Source organism: Plantactinospora sp. BB1 (assembly GCF_003030385.1).
In the GTDB taxonomy this organism is placed as follows: Bacteria; Actinomycetota; Actinomycetes; order Mycobacteriales; family Micromonosporaceae; genus Plantactinospora.
In genome coordinates this window covers 3,805,371-3,823,077 of record NZ_CP028159.1, presented here as the reverse complement: position 1 = coordinate 3,823,077, position 17,707 = coordinate 3,805,371, and the positions used below count along the sequence as shown (strand labels likewise).

The window sequence follows — 17,707 nt, the reverse complement described above, 5'->3', positions numbered from 1 at the left end:
GAGCCTGCCGAGGCGGGGCCGCCGGAGACATCCGGGAAGCCCCTGGTTCTCCCCCGGAGAGCCGAGCCGGGGTGACCGCTCGGCGCGGCCCGGCCAGGACGAGGCCCGCCCGGCGCCGAACACCCGTGGACCGGCCGTCAGGTGGCGCGACGGCCGATCGACGACGCGGGCGCCCGGTCGGGCCGCGACCGGTGCGGCACTGGCGCGGGGCGACCGGGGTCGACTCCGGGCCGGCTGAGCCGTTCGCCGAGCACCAGCAGCAGGGCGACGACGCCGAGCAGGGCGCCGAGCAGCATGGTGCTCCGCACGCCGTGGCTCGGCAGCACGAGGCCGCCGAGGAAGGCACCGCCGGTGATGCCGACGTTGACGGCGGCGGAGACCGTGGCGGCGGCGAGGTCGGAGCGTCCGGGTGCCACCTGGAGGACGAGGCCGCCGAGCGCCGCGGTGAAGGCGGCGAAGGCGAGTCCGGCCAGCGCGAGCAGGCCGACGGCGACCGCCGGGCGATGGCCGGACGTGTGGAGCCCGAGCAGTGCCACCGATTGCAGCGCCACGGTGGCGACCAGGGCGAGCCACGGGCTGTGGTCCACCACCGCTCCGATCACCAGGATGCCGAAGACGCTGGCGACGCCGCGCGCCAGCAGGACTGCGCCGACCGCCGAGGCGGAGAACCCGCTGACCTCGGTGACGAAGAGGGCGACGTAGGTGTAGCCGGCGATGGCACCGGCGGTCGCCAGGACGGCCACCGCCACCAGCAGCCAGAAGCGGCGGGCGTCGGGTGTCGCGCCACGGGCGGCGTGGCCCGCTTCGGGCGGCGTCGAGGGGAGCAGCGCGGCGACCGCGACGAGCACGACCGCGCCGAGTCCGGACACTGCCAGGAACGAGGCCCGCCAGCCGGCGCGTTCGCCCAGCCAGGTGCCGGCGGGTACGCCCAGGACCAGCGCGACGGTGCCGCCGGCGAAGACGACCGCGACGACCCGTCCGCGCAGTCCGGGTCGGAACAGCTCGGCGGCGGCCGGCACGACCACCGCCCAGAACAGCGCATGGGTGAGCGCGGTCGCCATCCTGGCCGTCAGCAGCAGCGCGAACGTGCCGGCGAAGACGGTGATCGCGTTGCTGGCCACGAAGCCGGCCAGCAGCGCCGACAGCAGCCATCGGCGTGGGACCCTGCGGACCAGCGCCGTCAACGGGACCGAGGCGACCATCACCACCGCGCCGTACGCGGTGACGAGCGCACCCACCCGCGCCGGTGGGATGGCCAGGTCGGCGGCCATCGGGAGGAGCAGCCCGATCGGCAGCGCCTCGGCCGTGGTGTAGAGGAACGTCCCGCCGGACATGCCGATCAGCGCCCCCACCGCTCGCCCGTTCCCCATCCGACCCTCCGACTGTTACCAGCTAAATCGCTTATGATGGCAACAGGCTAGTGGCGCTCCCGGAGTGGGTCAACTGGTAAAGTGGGTTTCGATGGAAACAGTCGAGGACGTCAGGCGGGTACGCCTGGTGGGCGGCAACCTCGCCCTGGACTTCGTCAACACCCGCACCGGGCCACCCGACGGACCACCGGACGACGACGTACTCACGGGCTATCCCGAGCTGGTCGCCTGGGGCGTGTACGCCGGCGCCCTCACCGAGGCGGAGGCGGCAGCCCTGGGCCCGCTGTCCCGCGCCGATCCGGACGGCGCCCGGGCCGCCCACACGCGCGCACTGCGCAGCCGCGATTGCCTCGACGAGATCTTCCGGGCGCTGGCCGCCGACCGGAGCCCGAGCAGTTCCGCGCTGACCCTGCTCCGCGACGACGAGGCGGACGCGCTCGGCCACGCACGACTCGAACGCGCCAGCGGTTACAGCTGGAGCTGGCGGGACGACAACACCCTCGCCCGCCCCCTCCGGCCGGTGGTGCACGCGGCGGTCCAACTCCTCACCACCGGAGCGCTGGACCGGATCAAGGGATGCGGCGGCTGTCGCTTCCTCTTCACCGACGAGAGCAAGAACCGCAGCCGCCGCTGGTGCAGCATGGACGACTGCGGAACCGCCGAGAAGATCCGACGCTACGTCACCGCACGACGCACCCGCGCGACCCGCTGAGCGCCGACCGGCACCAGAGAGCCCGGCACCAGGGAGCCCGGCACCACGACGCGGCGGCCGGCGCAGTGACGACCGTCCCGAATGCGCCCGCCTGTCCAGACCGTACCGCCGGACCCGGGTCAGCGCCGGACGGCCGGGGCCGCAACCCGCTCACGACTACCGCTGCTGCCAGCGGGTAACCGCGGACCGAGGGCCGGTCGTCCCTCCTGGCGCCCCTGGTGGCCGTCCCGGGCACCCGTACGGGCGCGACACGAGCCGGACCAGGGCAGGCACGTTCGGCGGAGGGAGCGGTGATGCGGGACTGCGAGCCGGCGCACCGGGAGCGGCGCCTGGTCATCGTCGGGGGCGGGGAGCGCGCGGGTGAGCCGGGCAGCGGGATCCTGGAGCGCTTCGTCGACATGTCCGGTGGCGACCGGGCCAGGATCGCGGTGATCGCGACGGCGAGCACTGAGGGCGGGCCGCTGGAGGCGGAGTACGGCGAGATCTTCCAGACCCTCGGCGTCGACGACGTTCGCGGGCTCCGGCTGGAGAGCCGGGAACAGGCCAACGACGGCCGGGTCGTGGAGTTGCTCACCGACGCGACGAGTGTCTTCTTCACCGGCGGCGACCAGTGGCGGATCGCCGCGCTGCTGGGCGGAACACTCGTCGATTCGCTGCTGCACGCCCGGATCGAGGACGGCCTGGTGCTCGGCGGCACCAGCGCGGGAGCGGCGATGATGTCCAGCACGATGGTGCTCGGCGGCGACGGCGTGGGGGTCCGCACCGACAGCATCCGCACCGGACCCGGCATGGAGTTCCTGCCCAGGGTGCTCATCGACATGCACTTCGCGCAACGCGGCCGACTCAACCGCCTACTCAGCGCGGTCGCGCAGTTTCCGCACGAACTCGGCCTCGGCATCGACGAGAACACCGCCATCATCGTCGAGGGGAACCGGTTCGAGGTTGTCGGTGCCGGTTCGGTGACGGTGATCGACGCCGGACCGGCCGACGACATCCGGGTACCGACCGGACCCGACCGGCGGATCGCACTCACCGGCGCGCGCCTGCACGTACTGCCGGCCGGCTACACGTTCGAGTTGGTCGACCGGCGTCCGCAGATCGTCGCCATGGCCGGCGGCGCCCAGGGACGGTAGGGGGCGAGGGTGGAGATTGTCAGCGTGCGCCGTTTGCGGGGACCGAACGTCTACCTGGACCGGCCGGTCCAGGTCGCCCGGGTACGGCTCGGACGGCTCACCGAGCGGGAGAGCCGGGAGTTCCCCGGTTTCGTCGACCGGCTGCTCGACGCCCTGCCGGGACTGGCCGAACACCACTGCGCGGCCGGCACGCCGGGCGGCTTCGTCGACCGGCTGCGGGACGGGACGTACTTCGGTCACGTCACCGAGCATGTCGCGATCGAGTTCTCCGAGCTGATCGGCCGGTCGGCGCCGTTCGGCCGTACCGTCTACGCCGGCAGCGCCGGGCAGTACGACATCGTGACGGAGTGTCCCGCCTTCGAACCGGTCGACTCCACCGTCCCCCGCGAACTCGTCGAACTCGCCGCCACCATGGTCGAAGAGCTGCTGGCCGGGTCGCCGGTACGCCCCGGGCCGCGGCTGAGCGCACTGCGGGACCGCCACGCCGACGAGATGCCGGGCCCGAGTACGGCGTCGATCATCGCGGCGGCGGTCCGCCGCGGCATCCCGGTGGAGCGGGTGGACCGGCTCAGCCTGCTGCAACTCGGTCACGGCCGGCACCGCAGGCAGGCCTGGGCGGCGATGAGCGACCGGACCAGCGCGACCGGTGTCGAGATCGCCGGTGACAAGGAGCTGAGCCGACGTCTGCTGGCCCGCTCCGGCATCCCGGTTCCGGCCGGCGGCGCGGCGAGCACGCCGGACGAGGCGCTGGAACTCCTCGCCGATCTCGGCGGTCCGGTGGTGCTGAAGTCCCGCAACGGCCACCAGGGCGAGCACGTCCACCTCGGACTCTGGACGCCGGAGGACGTGCGGGCGGCCTTCGCCGCCGCCGATGGCGACGTCGTGGTCGAGCGACAGGTCGACGGGGAGGACTACCGGGTGCTGGTGGTCGCCGGGCGGGTCGTCGCCGCGGCGGAACGGGTCCCGGCGCACGTGGTCGGCGACGGCCGGCACAGCGTGCGGGAACTGATCGACCTGTGCAACGCCCACCCCGACCGTGGCAACGGCCACAACAACGTGCTGACCCGGCTGCGGGTCGACGACCTCGTGACCGGGTTGCTGGAGCGGCAGGGCTGGCATCTGGAGTCGGTACCGGAGGCCGGGCGCCGGGTGTGGCTGCGCCAGACCGCGAACCTCTCCACCGGGGGCAGCAGCGTCGACGTGACCGATCGGCTGCATCCGGACGTGGTCCGGCTCTGCGAACGGGTCGCGGCGATCGTCGGTCTCGACATCGCCGGGGTCGACCTGCGGCTCGCGGACATCTCGGCGCCGGTACCGCCGCTCGGCGACGGCGGCACCGGCGCGGTGATCGAGGTGAACGCCGTACCGGGGCTGCGGATGCACCTGGCACCGGTACGGGGGCAGCCGCGTGACGTCGGCGGGGCCATTGTGGACGCGCTCTTTCCCGACGGGTCCGACGGACGCATCCCGACGATCGCGGTCACCGGCACCAACGGCAAGACCACGGTCAGCCGGCTGGCCGCGCACCTGCTCGCCGGTGCCGGGCTGCGGGTCGGACTGACCTGTACCGACGGCGTCTATCTCGACGGGCGACTGGTGCAGCGCGCGGACGCCTCCGGCCCGCGTTCGGCACAGTCGGTGCTCGGGGACCCGACGGTGGAGGCGGCGGTGCTGGAGACGGCCCGGGGCGGCATCCTCCGACAGGGCCTCGGGTACGACTGGACCGACGTCGGCGTGCTCACCAACGTCACCGCCGACCACCTCGGGCAGGACGGGCTGGCCAGTGTCGAGGACATCCTGCACGTGAAGGCGCTGGTCGCCGAGCGGGTACACGACGGCGGCGCGCTGGTGCTCAACGCCGACGACCCGCTCGTGGTCGGACTGCTCGGGCGGGCCCGGGTACGCGCCCCGCACAAGCGACTGCTCTGGTTCAGCCTCGGCCCCGACAATCCACTGGTCCGCAGGCATGTCGCGGCCGGCGGGACCGCCTACGTCGCCGACGACGGCTGGCTGGTCGAGCTGACCGGTGCCCGCCGGCTCCCGCTGATTCCGGTCGCGGCCCTGCCCGGCGCGTTCGACGGGGCGGCCGAGCACGTGATCGCGAACGCTCTGGCGGCGAGCGCGGCGGTCCGGGCCCTCGACCTGCCGCCGGCCGTACTGGCCGGGCAACTGCGCGCCCTCGATCCGGCGACCGTGAACCCGGGTCGGGGCCTGCTGCTGCGGCTGGGCGACGTACACCTGTTCGTCGACTACGCGCACAATCCGGTCGCCATCGCCGCCGTCACCCGGACCCTGCACCGACTGTGGGGACACCGACGGTGCGTCGCCGCGCTGACCCTGCCCGGGGACCGCCGCGACGACCTGCTGATCGAGTCGGCCGGAGTGGTCGCGGACGGCTACGACCGGGTGGTGGTCTATCCCGACGCCGACCTGCGGGGGCGGGCGCCCGGCGAGGTCTCGCGACTGCTCTGCCGGGAACTCGTGCTGCGCAATCCGGGCGTGCGCTGCGAGCAGGCGGGCGACGTCACCGAGGCGTTGCAGGTGGCGGTCGACCTGGCCCGTCCCGGTGACGTGGTGCTGGTCGTCTACGAGAAGCTCGAACCGGTACTCGCGCTGCTGCGGTCGATGGGGGCCGTACCGGCGCCGCCGGTGCTGGCGGTCGACCCCGACGTCACCGCCGACGGGCTCATCGAACTCACGCCGGTGGCGGGTCGAACCGCCGGCACCTGACGCCGGGACGGCACGGCCGGCCGCAGCGCGGCTGGGTCAGCCCGGGGCCGAGCGCAGCGCGATCGCCTTGAGGAAGACGTCACCGATCTTCGCCGGGTCCTCGGTGACCAGTACCCCACCGCCGGTGGTCTTGGTGATCCGTTCGAGCGAGGCCCGGTCGACCGCGTCCCCGATGCCCACGACGATGACCTGGACCGGCCGGTTCTCGTCCTTGAGCCGCTCCAGTTGACCGAGCAGGGCCTCCAGCGACAGTCCGTCCCGGTCGTCGTTGCCGACGCCGTCGGTGAGGATGACCACCGAGTTGACCCGGCCCGGCTGCCAGCCGTTTCGCATCTGTCGATAGGCGGCGAGGACGGTGTCGTAGAGGCCGGTGCCGCCGTTGCGTTTCGGCGTGATCTCCGCCAGCGCGTCGCGCAACGCGCCGCGCTGCGCCGAGAGCGGCCCGACGGGTACGAGTTCGCGGTAGTCCCGGGCCCCGTCCAGTTGCCGGGAGAAGGTCCACAGTCCGACGGCCCAGTCGTCGTTGAACAGTGCCAGACCGTTCTCGGCGGCCAGCAGCGTGACCTGCATCCGGGAGATGTCGCCGGCGGTCGGCACCGGGTCGCGCATCGAACCGGAGACGTCGATCGCGGCGAGCATCCGCCCCGGGGCGGTGATCGCCGACCAGGCCGCCAGCGCCCGGTCGACCACCGCCGGATCGGCCGGGGCGCCCGGCGCCGCCCCGGTGCCCGGTGCGGCCGACGCCGGTGCGGCCGACGGGCTCGGCGCGCCGGCCGGTGCGGGAAAGCCCGCCCCCCAGGTGCCGTCGGCGGCGCGCAGGCCCTGGCGGGCGAGGTCGTTGCGGAAGCGGGCCGTGGCCAGGGCCTGCCGGAGCCCGTCGGCGGCGGCGGCCTTGGCCGGGTCGGTGCCGGCCAGCACCGCGAACGGGTAGTCGAGCGGCATCGGCGCCGGATCGACGTAGAGCGCGGCGAGTGGCACCGGCGGGCGGTCCGCGTTGTAGGCGATCACGTCTTCCTCGGAGAGCACCGCCAGGCTCAGCCCCGAGCTGACCTCCCCGGCAACGGTCGACCGGGGAAACTGGGCCAGCAGGTCGTCGCGGAGCACGGAGGGCCTGGTCGCCAGCGACCGCACCACCGCGGTGCTCGCTCGCCGGGCAGCGGCCCCACCCGTGCCCGCCGTGGCGCCGAACGACATCAGCCCGGACAGGCCCGCGGCGTCGCGGGTGGGTTCGACGATGCCGGAGCGCAGCCCGACGCCGGTCGTGATCCGCTGCACCAGCTCGGCCAGCGTGGGCGTTTCATGGGGCCAGCCGAGGCCCGAGGCGACCGGCTCGGGCATCGCCACGACCACCGGGCTGCGGGCGATCGAGGCGCCGTCGGTCGGCCTGAAGCCGGGGGCGGCGCTGCTCAGCCGCAGCAGCCAGGTGGAGGAGTCGGGCACCCAGACGTCCGGTACGGCGGTCACGGCACCGCTCTGGCCCACCCCGGCCAGCCCGACCCCGTACGTCCCGGCGAGCGCCGCCGCGACGTCGGCCGGCTCGGCCTCGCTGACCGCGACCGTCACGCAGGGGGCGCCGGCATCGGTGTCCCGCTGGTCCCAGGCCGAGACGGCGGAGCGCACGGCCCCGGCGATCTCCGGGGTGGCCGCGACCGTGAGCGTGACCTGTCCGGTGCAGCCGGAGCGGGTCAGTTGCTGGTATCCGACCGACACCCCCGACATCACGGCTACCACCGCCACCGCCACCGCGATGGCACCAACCCTCGGAGAACGTCGACGCATGCGATGGCGGCCAGACACTGGCCAATACTGAACAATCCGCCCCCGTGGCGCCAGTCCAAACGCCGGAAAAATACGATCTCAAATAGCTCCGTCGCCCTGTGTCGCCAAACGGCCTCGGACCGTACCGAAAAAGGGTCCGATGCGCCCGGCCGTACCCATGCCGGCGGTTCCGTCTCGACCCGCGCGGTGTGCGGCCTGCTCAGTGCAGGACGTCGTAAACCAGCTTGGTGATGCCGTTGGCATAGCTCTCCGACTCGCGCAGCTTCAGCATCTGCTTCTCCTTGTCGGTGTCGCTGAACATCCGCTTGCCGGCGCCGAGCAGCACCGGAAAGACCAGCAGGTGATAGCGGTCGATCAGGCCGGCGTCGGAGAGGTTGCGGGCGAGGGTGGCACTGCCGTGGATGATGATCGGGCCGCCCTCGGTCTCCTTCACCTTCGCGACCTCCGCCAGCGAGCGCAGGATCGTGATGTCGCCCCAGTTGTCGACCAGTGCGTCCTGGCCGAGCGTGGTCGAGACGACGTACTTCGGCAGTTCCCTGAGGGCGGCGAAGTCCTCCATCTCCGGCCACACCGGCGAGAACGCCTGGTAGCTGGCTCGGCCGAACATCAGCGCGGTCGCCTCCTCGGTCTCCCGGCCCTTGAGTTCGTACGCCTCGGGCCGGAACTCGATGTCCTGGTAGGTCCATCCCCCGCTGCGGTGTGCCTCGTGCTGGCTGCCGCCGCCGGGCGAGTCGACGACGCCGTCGAGCGAGACGAAGGCGGTGTAGATCAACGTACGCATCTTCGAGTCCTGTCTCTGCGCTGCGTGGATGTCCTCGGTCTTCGGTGCTGTCACCGACCCGGCCGCGGTGGGACGCCGACCCGCCGCCCGGGCGCGTGCTCCACCCGCCGCACGGCACCCGACCCTACCCGGGTACGCGCCGCCGTCGGGTCCCCGTCGCGTCCGGGCGCGACTGTCGCCGCCAGCGATCGCGCGATCGACCGGACCACGCGGAGGAACTTCCCACCGCCCCGAATAGCGGTCAGAAATTGGCCGCTATGGCCCGTAACGTCAGGGGTGCCAGTACGGCGAGGGCGACTTCGAGACGAGGGATGACGAGATGACGACGACGTTGGAGAAGAGCGTGACCGGCGAGCGGGCCGACCTGCTGGAGTCGCTGGGCAAGGCGCGATTCTTCCTGCGCTTCACCGCCCGCGAACTCACCGACGAGCAGGCGGCCACCCGCAGCACGGCCAGCGAACTCTGCGTCGGCGGCCTGATCAAGCACGTCACGGCGGTGGAGCGGCAGTGGGCCCGGTTCATCGTCGAGGGTGGCTCGGCGATGCCGACGGGTGACGATCCGGCCGCCTACGAGGCGCACGCCGCCGGGTTCCGGATGCTGCCCGGGGAGACCCTGGCCGGACTGCTGGCCGAGTACGAGGAGGTCGCCCGGCACACCGACGAGCTGGCGCGCAGCCTGCCCGACCTCGACGCGGCGCACGAGCTGCCGTCCGCGCCCTGGTTCGAGCCGGGCGCCCGGTGGAGTGCCCGTCGGGTGCTCCAGCACGTCATCGCCGAGACGGCACAGCACGCCGGCCACGCCGACATCATTCGGGAGTCGCTCGACGGGGCGAGGTCGATGGGCTAGCCGGGCCGAGGCCGCCCGCCAGCCGCCCGGCTCCCCGGAGGCCGTCCACGTCAGGACAACTCCGGGGGTGGCGCGCCACCCGTCTCCCGGGCGGCGCGCCGGACCGGCTGGCGGAATCAGCTGTACGACACCGAGAAACTGTTCGTGGTGAAGTTCAGCCCGCCCGCCGACGAGGTGATCTCGTAGCCGAACTGGACGTCACCGATCAGGACGTCGCCGTACCAGCCGGCGTTGCGGATCCAGTTGAGCACGGCGCGGATGTCGACGGTCCCCGAGTTGGTGTTGCTGGTGCGGATGAACGAGAAGACCTCGTTGGCCCCGTTGGAGCCTCGGTAGATCTGCCAGGTGTGACCGCCGACCGAGGCGGTGGTCTGGAGCGACCCCAGTGGACCGACCGGCCCGGTCTTGTTCATCCACAGCATGATCTCGTACGCGTGGTTGTTGGCCCAGATGTCGTACGTGCTCGCGTACGCCCCGCCGCTCGGCACGGTTACGTTGAAGCTGCTGGTGAGGCTGCCGATCGCGCTGAGGTTCCGGTTCACGTTCCGGGTGGCGTTGGGGTAGGACTTCACCCCGCCGGTGTTCGGGTGGTTGGCGGTGACGCCCCAGTTGCTGTACGAGTTCGCCCAGATGGTCTGGGTGCCGGCGCCGCTGCCCCAGATGTTGTTGTAGAGCGTGTACCCGCCGTTGGTCCACGTTCCCCACTGGTCGGACGACGTCCAGGCGGCGCTCCCGGGGCGGGTCGGGGTGGGAGTGGGGGCGGCGCTGGTGGGCGGCTGTCCGGTGCCGGGCGAGCCGGTGCAGGCCACCCCGTTGAGGGTGAACGAGGTGGGCGCGGTGTTCGTCCCGTTCCAGGTGCCGTTGAAGCCCGGCGTGACGGTGGCGTTGGTGCCCAGCTCGGCGTTCCACGACGTGTTCGTCACCGTCACCCGGGCGCCGCTCTGGCTGAACTGGCCGCCCCAGCCCTGGGTGACCGTCTGGCCGTTCGCGAAGCTCCAGGCCAGCGTCCACCCGTTGACCGGGTCGCCGAGGTTGGTCAGGGCGACGTTGGCGCTGAAACCGCCCTGCCACTGGTTGACGGTGTAGTTCACCCGGCAGCCGACGGCGGCACTGGCCGGCGCGGTCAGCACCGCCGTGAGGCCGACGCCCAGCAGCAGGGTGGCGGCCACCGCGAGGCCGGCGCGCAGCCGTCGTCGCAGGTTTCCGCGCAGGCGGGTGGATCTCATACGCACCTCCTGGTCGTCCCGGGTCGCCCGGACCGGCGACACGTCCCGCGAGTTTTAGTTGGACATCCCAACTAACTCATCCTGCCACCCCGGCCGCGATTACGACAGTCGTCGATGTCTCCCGCGACCAGCCGGGCAGGGGCGACCGCCGCGCGGGCAGCTGCTCCCGGACCCGTTCGGCCACCGCCGGGCCAGCCAGCGCGGCGGTGGCCGATTCATTCCGCGCACCGCCATCCGACCGAGTGACGGGTTGGCCCGCCGCCCGGTGCCGTTTCCGGCAGCACATCGCATTTCCGTCAGCGCAGCGCGACGGTCGACCATTTTCGGGACCACCGCGATCGACGCGATTCTCCAGCGGCCGAGAAACGACAAAAGGCCGAGAAACGACAAAAGGCAGGGAGTCCAACTCCCTGCCACTCCTAACATATACCGCACCGGGGGCCTTGCGGCAAGACCCGGGTCGTACCGCAGAATCTTCAGCCGAAACCCGATTCTGCGAAGAAACAGCGGAATCGGCCTGAAGATGTCTTCTGTCGACGGCGCGCGGACGCCGAACCGTTTCGCCGACCGCGCGAACCGACCGAAGAACAATGGGGGGTTCATGATTGACGTGATCGTTGCCGGCGGCGGACCGACCGGCATGATGCTGGCCAGCGAGTTGCGGCTTCACGGCGTGCGGACGCTCGTGCTGGAGAAGGAGGCGGAACCGGCCGGGTACGTCCGGGCGCTCGGCCTGCACGTGCGCAGCATCGAGGTGCTGGACCAGCGCGGACTGCTGGACCGGTTCCTCGCGCACGGCCGGCAGCACCCGCTCGGCGGCTTCTTCGCCGGGATCGCCAAGCCCTCGCCGGAGCGGCTGGAGACCACGCATCCCTATGTCCTCGGTATCCCGCAGACCATCACCGATCGCCTGCTGGCCGAGCATGCCGCCGAGGTCGGCGCCGAGATCCGGCGTGGCTGCGAACTGGTCGGGCTGAGCCAGGACGCGGACGGGGTGACCGCCGAGCTGGCCGACGGCAGCCGGCTGCGCGCGCGGTACCTCGTCGGCTGCGACGGCGGCCGCAGCACCGTACGCAAGCTGCTCGGCGTCGGCTTCCCCGGCGAACCTTCCCGGGTCGACACGCTGCTCGGCGAGATGGAGGTGACCGCGCCACCGGAGACGGTGGCCGCCGTGGTGGCCGAGGTCCGCAGGACCGAGTTGCGGTTCGGCGCCGGACCGCTGGAGAACGGGGTGTACCGGGTCGTCGTGCCCGCCGCGGCGGTGGCCGAGGACCGGTCGATCCCGCCGACCCTCGACGACTTCCGGCGACAGCTGCGAGCCACCGCCGGAACCGACTTCGGCGTGCACTCACCGCGCTGGCTCTCCCGCTTCGGCGACGCCACCCGGCTGGCCGAGCGCTACCGGGTCGGCCGGGTGCTGCTGGCCGGCGACGCGGCGCACATCCACCCGCCGTTGGGCGGGCAGGGGCTCAACCTCGGCATCCAGGACGCCTTCAACCTCGGCTGGAAACTCGCCGCCGAGGTCCACGGCTGGGCACCGGAGGGGCTGCTGGAGAGCTACCACACCGAGCGGCACCCGGTGGCGGCCGACGTCCTACAGAACACCCGCGCCCAGATGCAGCTGCTCCGCACCGAGCCGGGCCCACAGGCGGTACGCGGGTTGCTGTCGGAGCTGATGGACTTCGAGGAGGTGAACCGGTACCTGATCGAGAAGGTCACCGCGATCGCGGTCCGCTACGACTTCGGCGCGGGGCACGAGCTGCTCGGCCGGCGGATCCGGGACGTACGGCTGAAGCACCGGCGCCTCTACGAGCTGATGCACGGCGGCCGTGGCCTGCTGCTCGACCAGACCGGCCGGCTCTCGGTGGCGGGCTGGGCGGACCGGGTCGACCACGTCGTCGACGTCAGCGAGGAGCTGGACGTACCCGCCGTGCTGCTGCGCCCGGACGGCCACGTGGCGTGGGCCGGCGAGGACCAGCAGGAGCTGGACCGGGCGCTGCCCCGCTGGTTCGGCGCCGCCGGGTAGTCACCGTGTCGCCGCCGGTCCAACCTGGACCGGCGGCGGACGGCACCCTCAGCGGGTGGCCCGCTCGGTCAGCGGGTGGCCCGCTCGGTCAGCGGGTGGCCCGCTCGGTCAGCTTGTCCCGGAGCCGGTCGACCAGTCCGACGCCCGGGCCGACGAGCTTGTGGAACAACTCGCTGTTGGGCGCCCCGGGGTGCGGCCGGGTCGGAGCCAGCTTCTTGGCGGTCTGCACCTTGCCGCCCAACGCCGCCAGCTCGTCCGGCGGGATGCGACGGCGCAGCTCGGGAAACTGCTCGGATTCCTCGTCCTGCACGTGGTCGGCGAGCAACGTCTCCAGTTCGCGCAGCGCGGTGTCGAACTCGGCGCTGGAGACGTCGGCCGATTCCAGTGCCTTCATGGCCCGCTCGAGCTGCTTGTGCTCCTCCACGTCGTGTGCGACGGCCTTGTCACCGTCGGCGAGGTACTTGCGCATGGCCGGGTAGACGTACATCTCCTCGGCGACGGCGTGCCGGACCAACTCGCTGATGGCGGTGTCCGTCAGGTCACGCCGGATCATCGGGTCCTTGACCGACCAGATCTCCCCGATCAGAGCGGTGACGTCCCGATGATCGCTGATCAGGATGTCGATCACGTCGCCGCCGGACTTGTCACTGCTCATGATTCCTCCGTCTGTCGGGCCGTGTCCCCACCCGTACCCCGGAAACAGCCGGTTACTCCTCCGGGTTCCCGCCCGGTGCCGGCGAGCCCGGCTCGGTGCCGAGCACCGCGTCGACCTCGAACTCCACCAGCCACTCCGGGTCGATGAACCCCGACACCTGCACGAAGGTGCACGCCGGGCGTACCCCGGAGAAGCGCTCGCCGTGGGCGCGCGCCGCCTCTCGCCAACGGGCGATGTCGACCAGCATCACCCTGGTCCTGATCACGTCCGCCAGCGTCGCTCCGGCCGCGCCCAGCGCCTGCTCGGCGATGTCGAGGCAACGGACGGACTGCGCGTAGACGTCCCCCGGAGCGGCCGTGGCGCCGTCGTCGGTGAGCGGCGCGGTGCCGGCCACGCAGACGTACGGCCCGATCCGTACGGCACGGGAGAAGCCGATCTCCGGTTCCAGCGGGGATCCTGATGTCACCAGGCGGCGAAAGGAAGTCACGGCACAAGAACATCACAGAGGCTCGGCCCGGCGCCGGACGGAGTCAGCGCCTACCGGGGCTCCGGCGGAATCGCGGAGCCGTCGAGCCAGGGGGCGAGCAGCGCCATGGTGCGCCGGTGGAGCTCGTCCCGGAAACTCGCCAGGCGGACCTGGCCGGCCGGTTCGGCGACCCGCCGCTCGTCCAGGTACGCCCCGCTCGGCAGATCCGGGTCGCAGGCGGCGTGGATCAGGTTCGCGGCCCCGTACGACGCGCTCTCGCCACGGACCGCGAACATCGCGTGCAGCAGGCGGGTGTCGACGACCCCCGGGTGGACGCTGACGATCGCCGGCCGGTAGTGCCCGGCCTGGCGTACGGCGTGGGCGACCAGGGCGAGCTTGGAGCGCGCGTACGCCGCAGCCGGCTGGTAGCCGTGCTGGAACTGTAGGTCGTCGAGATCGAGGCGGGCGGAGAGGTGGGTCGCGGACGACACGTGCACCACCCGGCCGGTGGCGGGCATCAGCGGCACCAGCCGTTCGGTGAGCAGGACGGCCGCCAGATAGTTGGTCTGCAACGTCGCCTCGTAGCCGTCCGCGCTGCACCGGCGGCGCTCCGCACCCGGCCGGCCCGCGTTGTTGACGAGCACGTCGACCCGGTCGGTGGCGATCGCCACCTCTCCGGCGAGCGCGACGACGTCGTCGAGTCGGTCGAAGTCGGCCCGCAGGTAGTCGACCTCGGCCCGACCGGCCGAGCGGATCCGCTCGATCAACGGCCGTACCGCCGACTCCGGCTCCGGCCCGTGCAGCAGCAGGCGCCGGGCCGACCCGGCGAGGCGGTGCGCCGCCGCCGCGCCGATCCCGCTGGTCCCACCGGTGAGCAGCACCGTGCCGGACGTCTGGCCGGTCATCGCCGATCATTCTCCGATCAGCACCGGCTGGCGCCGATGCGCGAAGCCGACCGTACCGCTTCGTGACCTCGCCGAACCGAGATTCCTCCGGACCCGCGCGGGTGGGCTGCCTAGCCCGGCGCCGCCAGGCGTCCGGTGGCCGCGCGGACCGCGGCGTGGTGTGCGGCCAGCAGGGTACGACCGACCCGCTGCCACAGGGTGGGGTCGGTGATCCCGGGCGGGTGGTACCCCTCCAGGTAGCCGTGCAGGGCCACCCTCTGCGGCTCGTCGACGGTGCAGACGTACGGCATCAGCTCGCCGAGGTCGTCAGCCTCGTCCGACGCCCCGTACGGGACGGATCGGCACGGTCCGCCGACGATCGTGGGTAACGTTCTCCAGCCCGCTCAGCCGTCAGTACGGCGGTGGTGCGGTGCTCTGCCGGACGGTGAGCGTCGTCGCCAGTTCGAGCCCGGCCTGCGGCGCCTTCTCGCCACGTCCGAGCGCGAGCGCCAGTTCGGTGGCGGCCATGGCCATCTCGATCAGTGGCTGGTGGACGGTGGTCAGCGCCGGGTCGACCAGCGCGGTGACCGGCAGGTCGTCGAAGCCCACCACGCTCAGGTCCGCGGGGATGCGGAGCCCGGCCGCGCGCGCGGCCTGGTAGACGCCGAGCGCCTGAAGGTCGTTGCAGGCGAAGATCGCCGTGGGCCGCTGCGGGCGGGCCAGCAGGTCGGCGGCGGCCTGGTAGCCGCCCTGCTGGGTCAGCGCGGTACGCACGAGAAGGTCGCTCTCCACCGCCAGCCCGGCCCCCTCCATCGCCGAGCGGTAACCGTCCAGCCTGGCCCGGCAGCAGAGGATCTGGTCGGGTCCACCGATCATCGCGATGCGCCGGTGCCCCAGCTCGACGAGGTGGCGGGTGGCCGACCGGCCCCCGGCCCAGTTCGTGGCCCCGACGAACGGCACGTCGTCGGGAAGCTCGGCGGTGGGGTCGAAGACCACGAAGGGGATGCCTCTGGCGCGCAGCTGGTCGCGTTGCTCCTGCGACAGTTGGGCGACCGTCACGATGCAGGCCGGACGGCGGGCGAGGGTGTCGTCGATCCAGTACCGGATCGCGTTGCGCTGCGGCCCGAACTCCGTGAGCACCACACCCACCCGCTGCCGGCGGGCCACCCGCTCGACCCCACGGATGATTTCGAGCCCCCACAGGTGCTCCAGCTCGTCGAAGACCAGCTCCATCATGTTGCTGCGGCTGACCGGCGCCGGCTTGCGGTAGCCGTACTGGTGGATCACGGCCTCGACCCGGGCCCGGGTGTTCGCGGCGACACCGGAACGACCGTTGATCACCTTGGACACGGTCGGAATCGAGACGCCGGCCGACTCGGCGATGTAGGAGATCGTCACCGGCGTGGTCGGGTCGCCCCGCGGGTACTCCCGGTCGGTGACCGGTCCGCCCGACTCGGCGCTCGACAAGGTGGCCCCCTCCGTCGCCCGTCCCGTGCTGGCGTCACCGCCACGCCGACCGTACGGCCGGCCACGGGCGCCGTTCACGGCGCAAGGATAGCCGGTTCGGCCGTGTCCGGGCGTGGCCGCGCAGCGGTCCGATGTGGAGCCGGACCGGCCTGCCGATCGATGCCCCGCCGGGCTCGCCCGGCGCCCCGGGCCGAGCACCGAGCCTAGAAAGTTTCTGGATGCGGTCCCGATAGTTTCTGAAGCGGAGCGTAGTGACGCTTAGCGATCTCGGCGACAACCACGGCAAGCGCCAGGCTCAGGCCGTGCTCTATCGCATACATTGACGCACATCATAGAAAGGCGTAGCGTCTGCGGGCAGAAACTTTCGGCGTTGAGTACCGCAGGTTTCCGCCGCTGTGGGAGCAGGCAGCGTCTCGCGGAGGCATCGGGCAGCCTCCGCGGAGCACTCCGATCCGTCGCTCGCGCGTGGGCAGGCCGGGTGACCCGATCGGTCGTCGCGGCACCGCCGCGCATCATCCACCCGCTACGAGCGCTGGAGGCTCCATGTCCTCGTCCGCCCGGGCGCGCCGGCCGTCGGTGCCGCGCCCGCTCGCCGTCGCCGCGACGGCCCTGCTCATGCTCACCGTCTTCCTGGTCGACCCGCAACCGGCCGAGGCGCACGGCTCGGCCGTCGACCCGGCGTCGCGCCACTACGGCTGCGCCACCCGCTGGGTGGACTGGCTGAATCCCGTCATGCGCACGCAGGACCCGATGTGCTGGCAGGCCTACCAGGCGAACCCGGCCGCGATGTGGACCTGGAACGGCCTCATCCAGGACAACGTGCACGACGACCACCGGGCACGCGTACCGGACGGTCAGCTCTGCGGCGGCGGGGACGCCACGTACTCCGCGCTGGACAACCCCGGCCTGTGGCGCGCCCAGGCCGTACCCAACACGTTCACCTGGACCATGCACGACCAGGCCCGGCACGGCGCCGCCTACATCCGCATCTACGTCACCAGACAGGGCTTCGACCCCGTCACCCAACGCCTGCGCTGGAGCGACCTGGAACTGGTCAGGGACACCGGCCCGTTCCCCGACACGGGATGGCCGACCAGACCGGACGACCCGCTGCTCAACGGCGTCGACTACTCCTTCCAGGTCAGCGCACCCGGGCGGACCGGCCGGCACATCGTGTACGCGGTCTGGCGGGCCGGGCACGCCGACCAGAACTACTACATGTGCTCGGACGTACGCTTCCCCGGCGGTACGCCGGACCCGACCACCCCGCCGCCCTCCCCGCCGCCGGGGAACGACGGCTGCACGGCCACGTACGCCGTCACGAGCCAGTGGAACGGTGGCTTCCAGGCCGAGGTGAAGGTGACCGCCGGCAGCGCCGCGATCCGGGGCTGGACGGTGAGCATGGTCTTCCCGGACGGGCAGACGGTCGGCCAGTCGTGGAACGCCTCGGTCAGCTCGAACGGCTCGACGGTCACCGCCGGCAACACCACCCAGAACGGCAACCTCGCCGCCGGGGCCAGCACCACCTTCGGGGTGCTCGGCGCCTGGCTCGGCGCGAACCGGGCCCCCAGCCTCGGCTGCGTGGCCACCCGTTGACCCACCACGTCGGGCCCGCCCCGCAGCGGTGGGGC

At 72.3% G+C, this 17,707-nt stretch carries 15 protein-coding genes; 6 read left to right on the top strand and 9 right to left on the bottom strand.

The features are described 5' to 3' along the window. Positions 1-137: 137 nt before the first annotated feature. Positions 138-1,370 (bottom strand): MFS transporter, encoded by a 1,233-nt coding sequence (locus C6W10_RS16755; protein WP_107258886.1) that lies wholly within the window; start codon positions 1,368-1,370, stop codon positions 138-140. Positions 1,371-1,461: 91 nt separating this feature from the next. Here C6W10_RS16755 and C6W10_RS16750 point away from each other — a divergent pair, with 91 nt between their 5' ends. The 3 genes from C6W10_RS16750 (at position 1,462) to cphA (ending at position 5,945) form a co-directional block, all read left to right on the top strand. Next, positions 1,462-2,082 carry an ABATE domain-containing protein gene (locus C6W10_RS16750; protein WP_107258885.1) on the top strand — a complete coding sequence of 207 codons (621 nt, stop codon included), beginning with the start codon at positions 1,462-1,464 and terminating at the stop codon, positions 2,080-2,082. A 293-nt stretch (positions 2,083-2,375) separates the two neighbouring features. Next, on the top strand, positions 2,376-3,215 hold the full coding sequence (locus C6W10_RS16745; RefSeq protein WP_107258884.1) for a cyanophycinase: 840 nt from the start codon (positions 2,376-2,378) through the stop codon (positions 3,213-3,215). Positions 3,216-3,239: 24 nt separating this feature from the next. Then, entirely contained in the window at positions 3,240-5,945 is a 2,706-nt protein-coding gene (gene cphA, locus C6W10_RS16740) for a cyanophycin synthetase (RefSeq protein ID WP_234361811.1), read from the top strand. A 36-nt stretch (positions 5,946-5,981) separates the two neighbouring features. On the opposite strand, the gene C6W10_RS16735 is transcribed toward cphA, so the two are convergent. Both C6W10_RS16735 and C6W10_RS16730 read right to left on the bottom strand, forming a co-directional pair. After that, positions 5,982-7,724, bottom strand: coding sequence for a substrate-binding domain-containing protein (locus tag C6W10_RS16735; protein ID WP_234361809.1), 1,743 nt, complete (start codon positions 7,722-7,724; stop codon positions 5,982-5,984). A 199-nt stretch (positions 7,725-7,923) separates the two neighbouring features. Beyond that, the gene (locus C6W10_RS16730) at positions 7,924-8,505 is read right to left on the bottom strand and encodes a dihydrofolate reductase family protein (protein WP_107258882.1); all 582 of its coding nucleotides are present in this window, start codon (positions 8,503-8,505) and stop codon (positions 7,924-7,926) included. A 319-nt stretch (positions 8,506-8,824) separates the two neighbouring features. Here C6W10_RS16730 and C6W10_RS16725 point away from each other — a divergent pair, with 319 nt between their 5' ends. Next, the gene (locus C6W10_RS16725; protein WP_107258881.1) at positions 8,825-9,352 is read left to right on the top strand and encodes a DinB family protein; all 528 of its coding nucleotides are present in this window, start codon (positions 8,825-8,827) and stop codon (positions 9,350-9,352) included. A gap of 116 nt (positions 9,353-9,468) precedes the next feature. On the opposite strand, the gene C6W10_RS16720 is transcribed toward C6W10_RS16725, so the two are convergent. Beyond that, complete coding sequence (locus C6W10_RS16720) at positions 9,469-10,578, bottom strand: cellulose binding domain-containing protein (protein ID WP_107264003.1); 1,110 nt, start codon at positions 10,576-10,578, stop codon at positions 9,469-9,471. 601 nt (positions 10,579-11,179) lie between these two features. Here C6W10_RS16720 and rox point away from each other — a divergent pair. After that, the gene (gene rox, locus C6W10_RS16715) at positions 11,180-12,604 is read left to right on the top strand and encodes a rifampin monooxygenase (RefSeq protein WP_107258880.1); all 1,425 of its coding nucleotides are present in this window, start codon (positions 11,180-11,182) and stop codon (positions 12,602-12,604) included. Between the two features lie 88 nt (positions 12,605-12,692). Here the strand turns inward: rox and C6W10_RS16710 are convergent, their stop codons facing one another. The 5 genes from C6W10_RS16710 to C6W10_RS16690 form a co-directional block, all read right to left on the bottom strand. Next, on the bottom strand, positions 12,693-13,259 hold the full coding sequence (locus C6W10_RS16710) for a hemerythrin domain-containing protein (protein WP_107258879.1): 567 nt from the start codon (positions 13,257-13,259) through the stop codon (positions 12,693-12,695). A 52-nt stretch (positions 13,260-13,311) separates the two neighbouring features. Continuing rightward, positions 13,312-13,746, bottom strand: coding sequence for a RidA family protein (locus tag C6W10_RS16705; protein WP_199853951.1), 435 nt, complete (start codon positions 13,744-13,746; stop codon positions 13,312-13,314). Positions 13,747-13,796: 50 nt separating this feature from the next. Next, positions 13,797-14,630, bottom strand: coding sequence for an SDR family NAD(P)-dependent oxidoreductase (locus C6W10_RS16700; protein WP_107258877.1), 834 nt, complete (start codon positions 14,628-14,630; stop codon positions 13,797-13,799). Positions 14,631-14,740: 110 nt separating this feature from the next. After that, positions 14,741-14,923, bottom strand: coding sequence for a family 1 glycosylhydrolase (locus tag C6W10_RS16695; protein WP_369931447.1), 183 nt, complete (start codon positions 14,921-14,923; stop codon positions 14,741-14,743). Positions 14,924-15,020: 97 nt separating this feature from the next. Further along, on the bottom strand, positions 15,021-16,154 hold the full coding sequence (locus C6W10_RS16690; protein ID WP_234361807.1) for a LacI family DNA-binding transcriptional regulator: 1,134 nt from the start codon (positions 16,152-16,154) through the stop codon (positions 15,021-15,023). A 465-nt stretch (positions 16,155-16,619) separates the two neighbouring features. Between C6W10_RS16690 and C6W10_RS16685 the strand changes: the two genes are divergently transcribed. After that, on the top strand, positions 16,620-17,672 hold the full coding sequence (locus C6W10_RS16685; protein ID WP_107258875.1) for a lytic polysaccharide monooxygenase: 1,053 nt from the start codon (positions 16,620-16,622) through the stop codon (positions 17,670-17,672). Positions 17,673-17,707 lie beyond the last annotated feature (35 nt).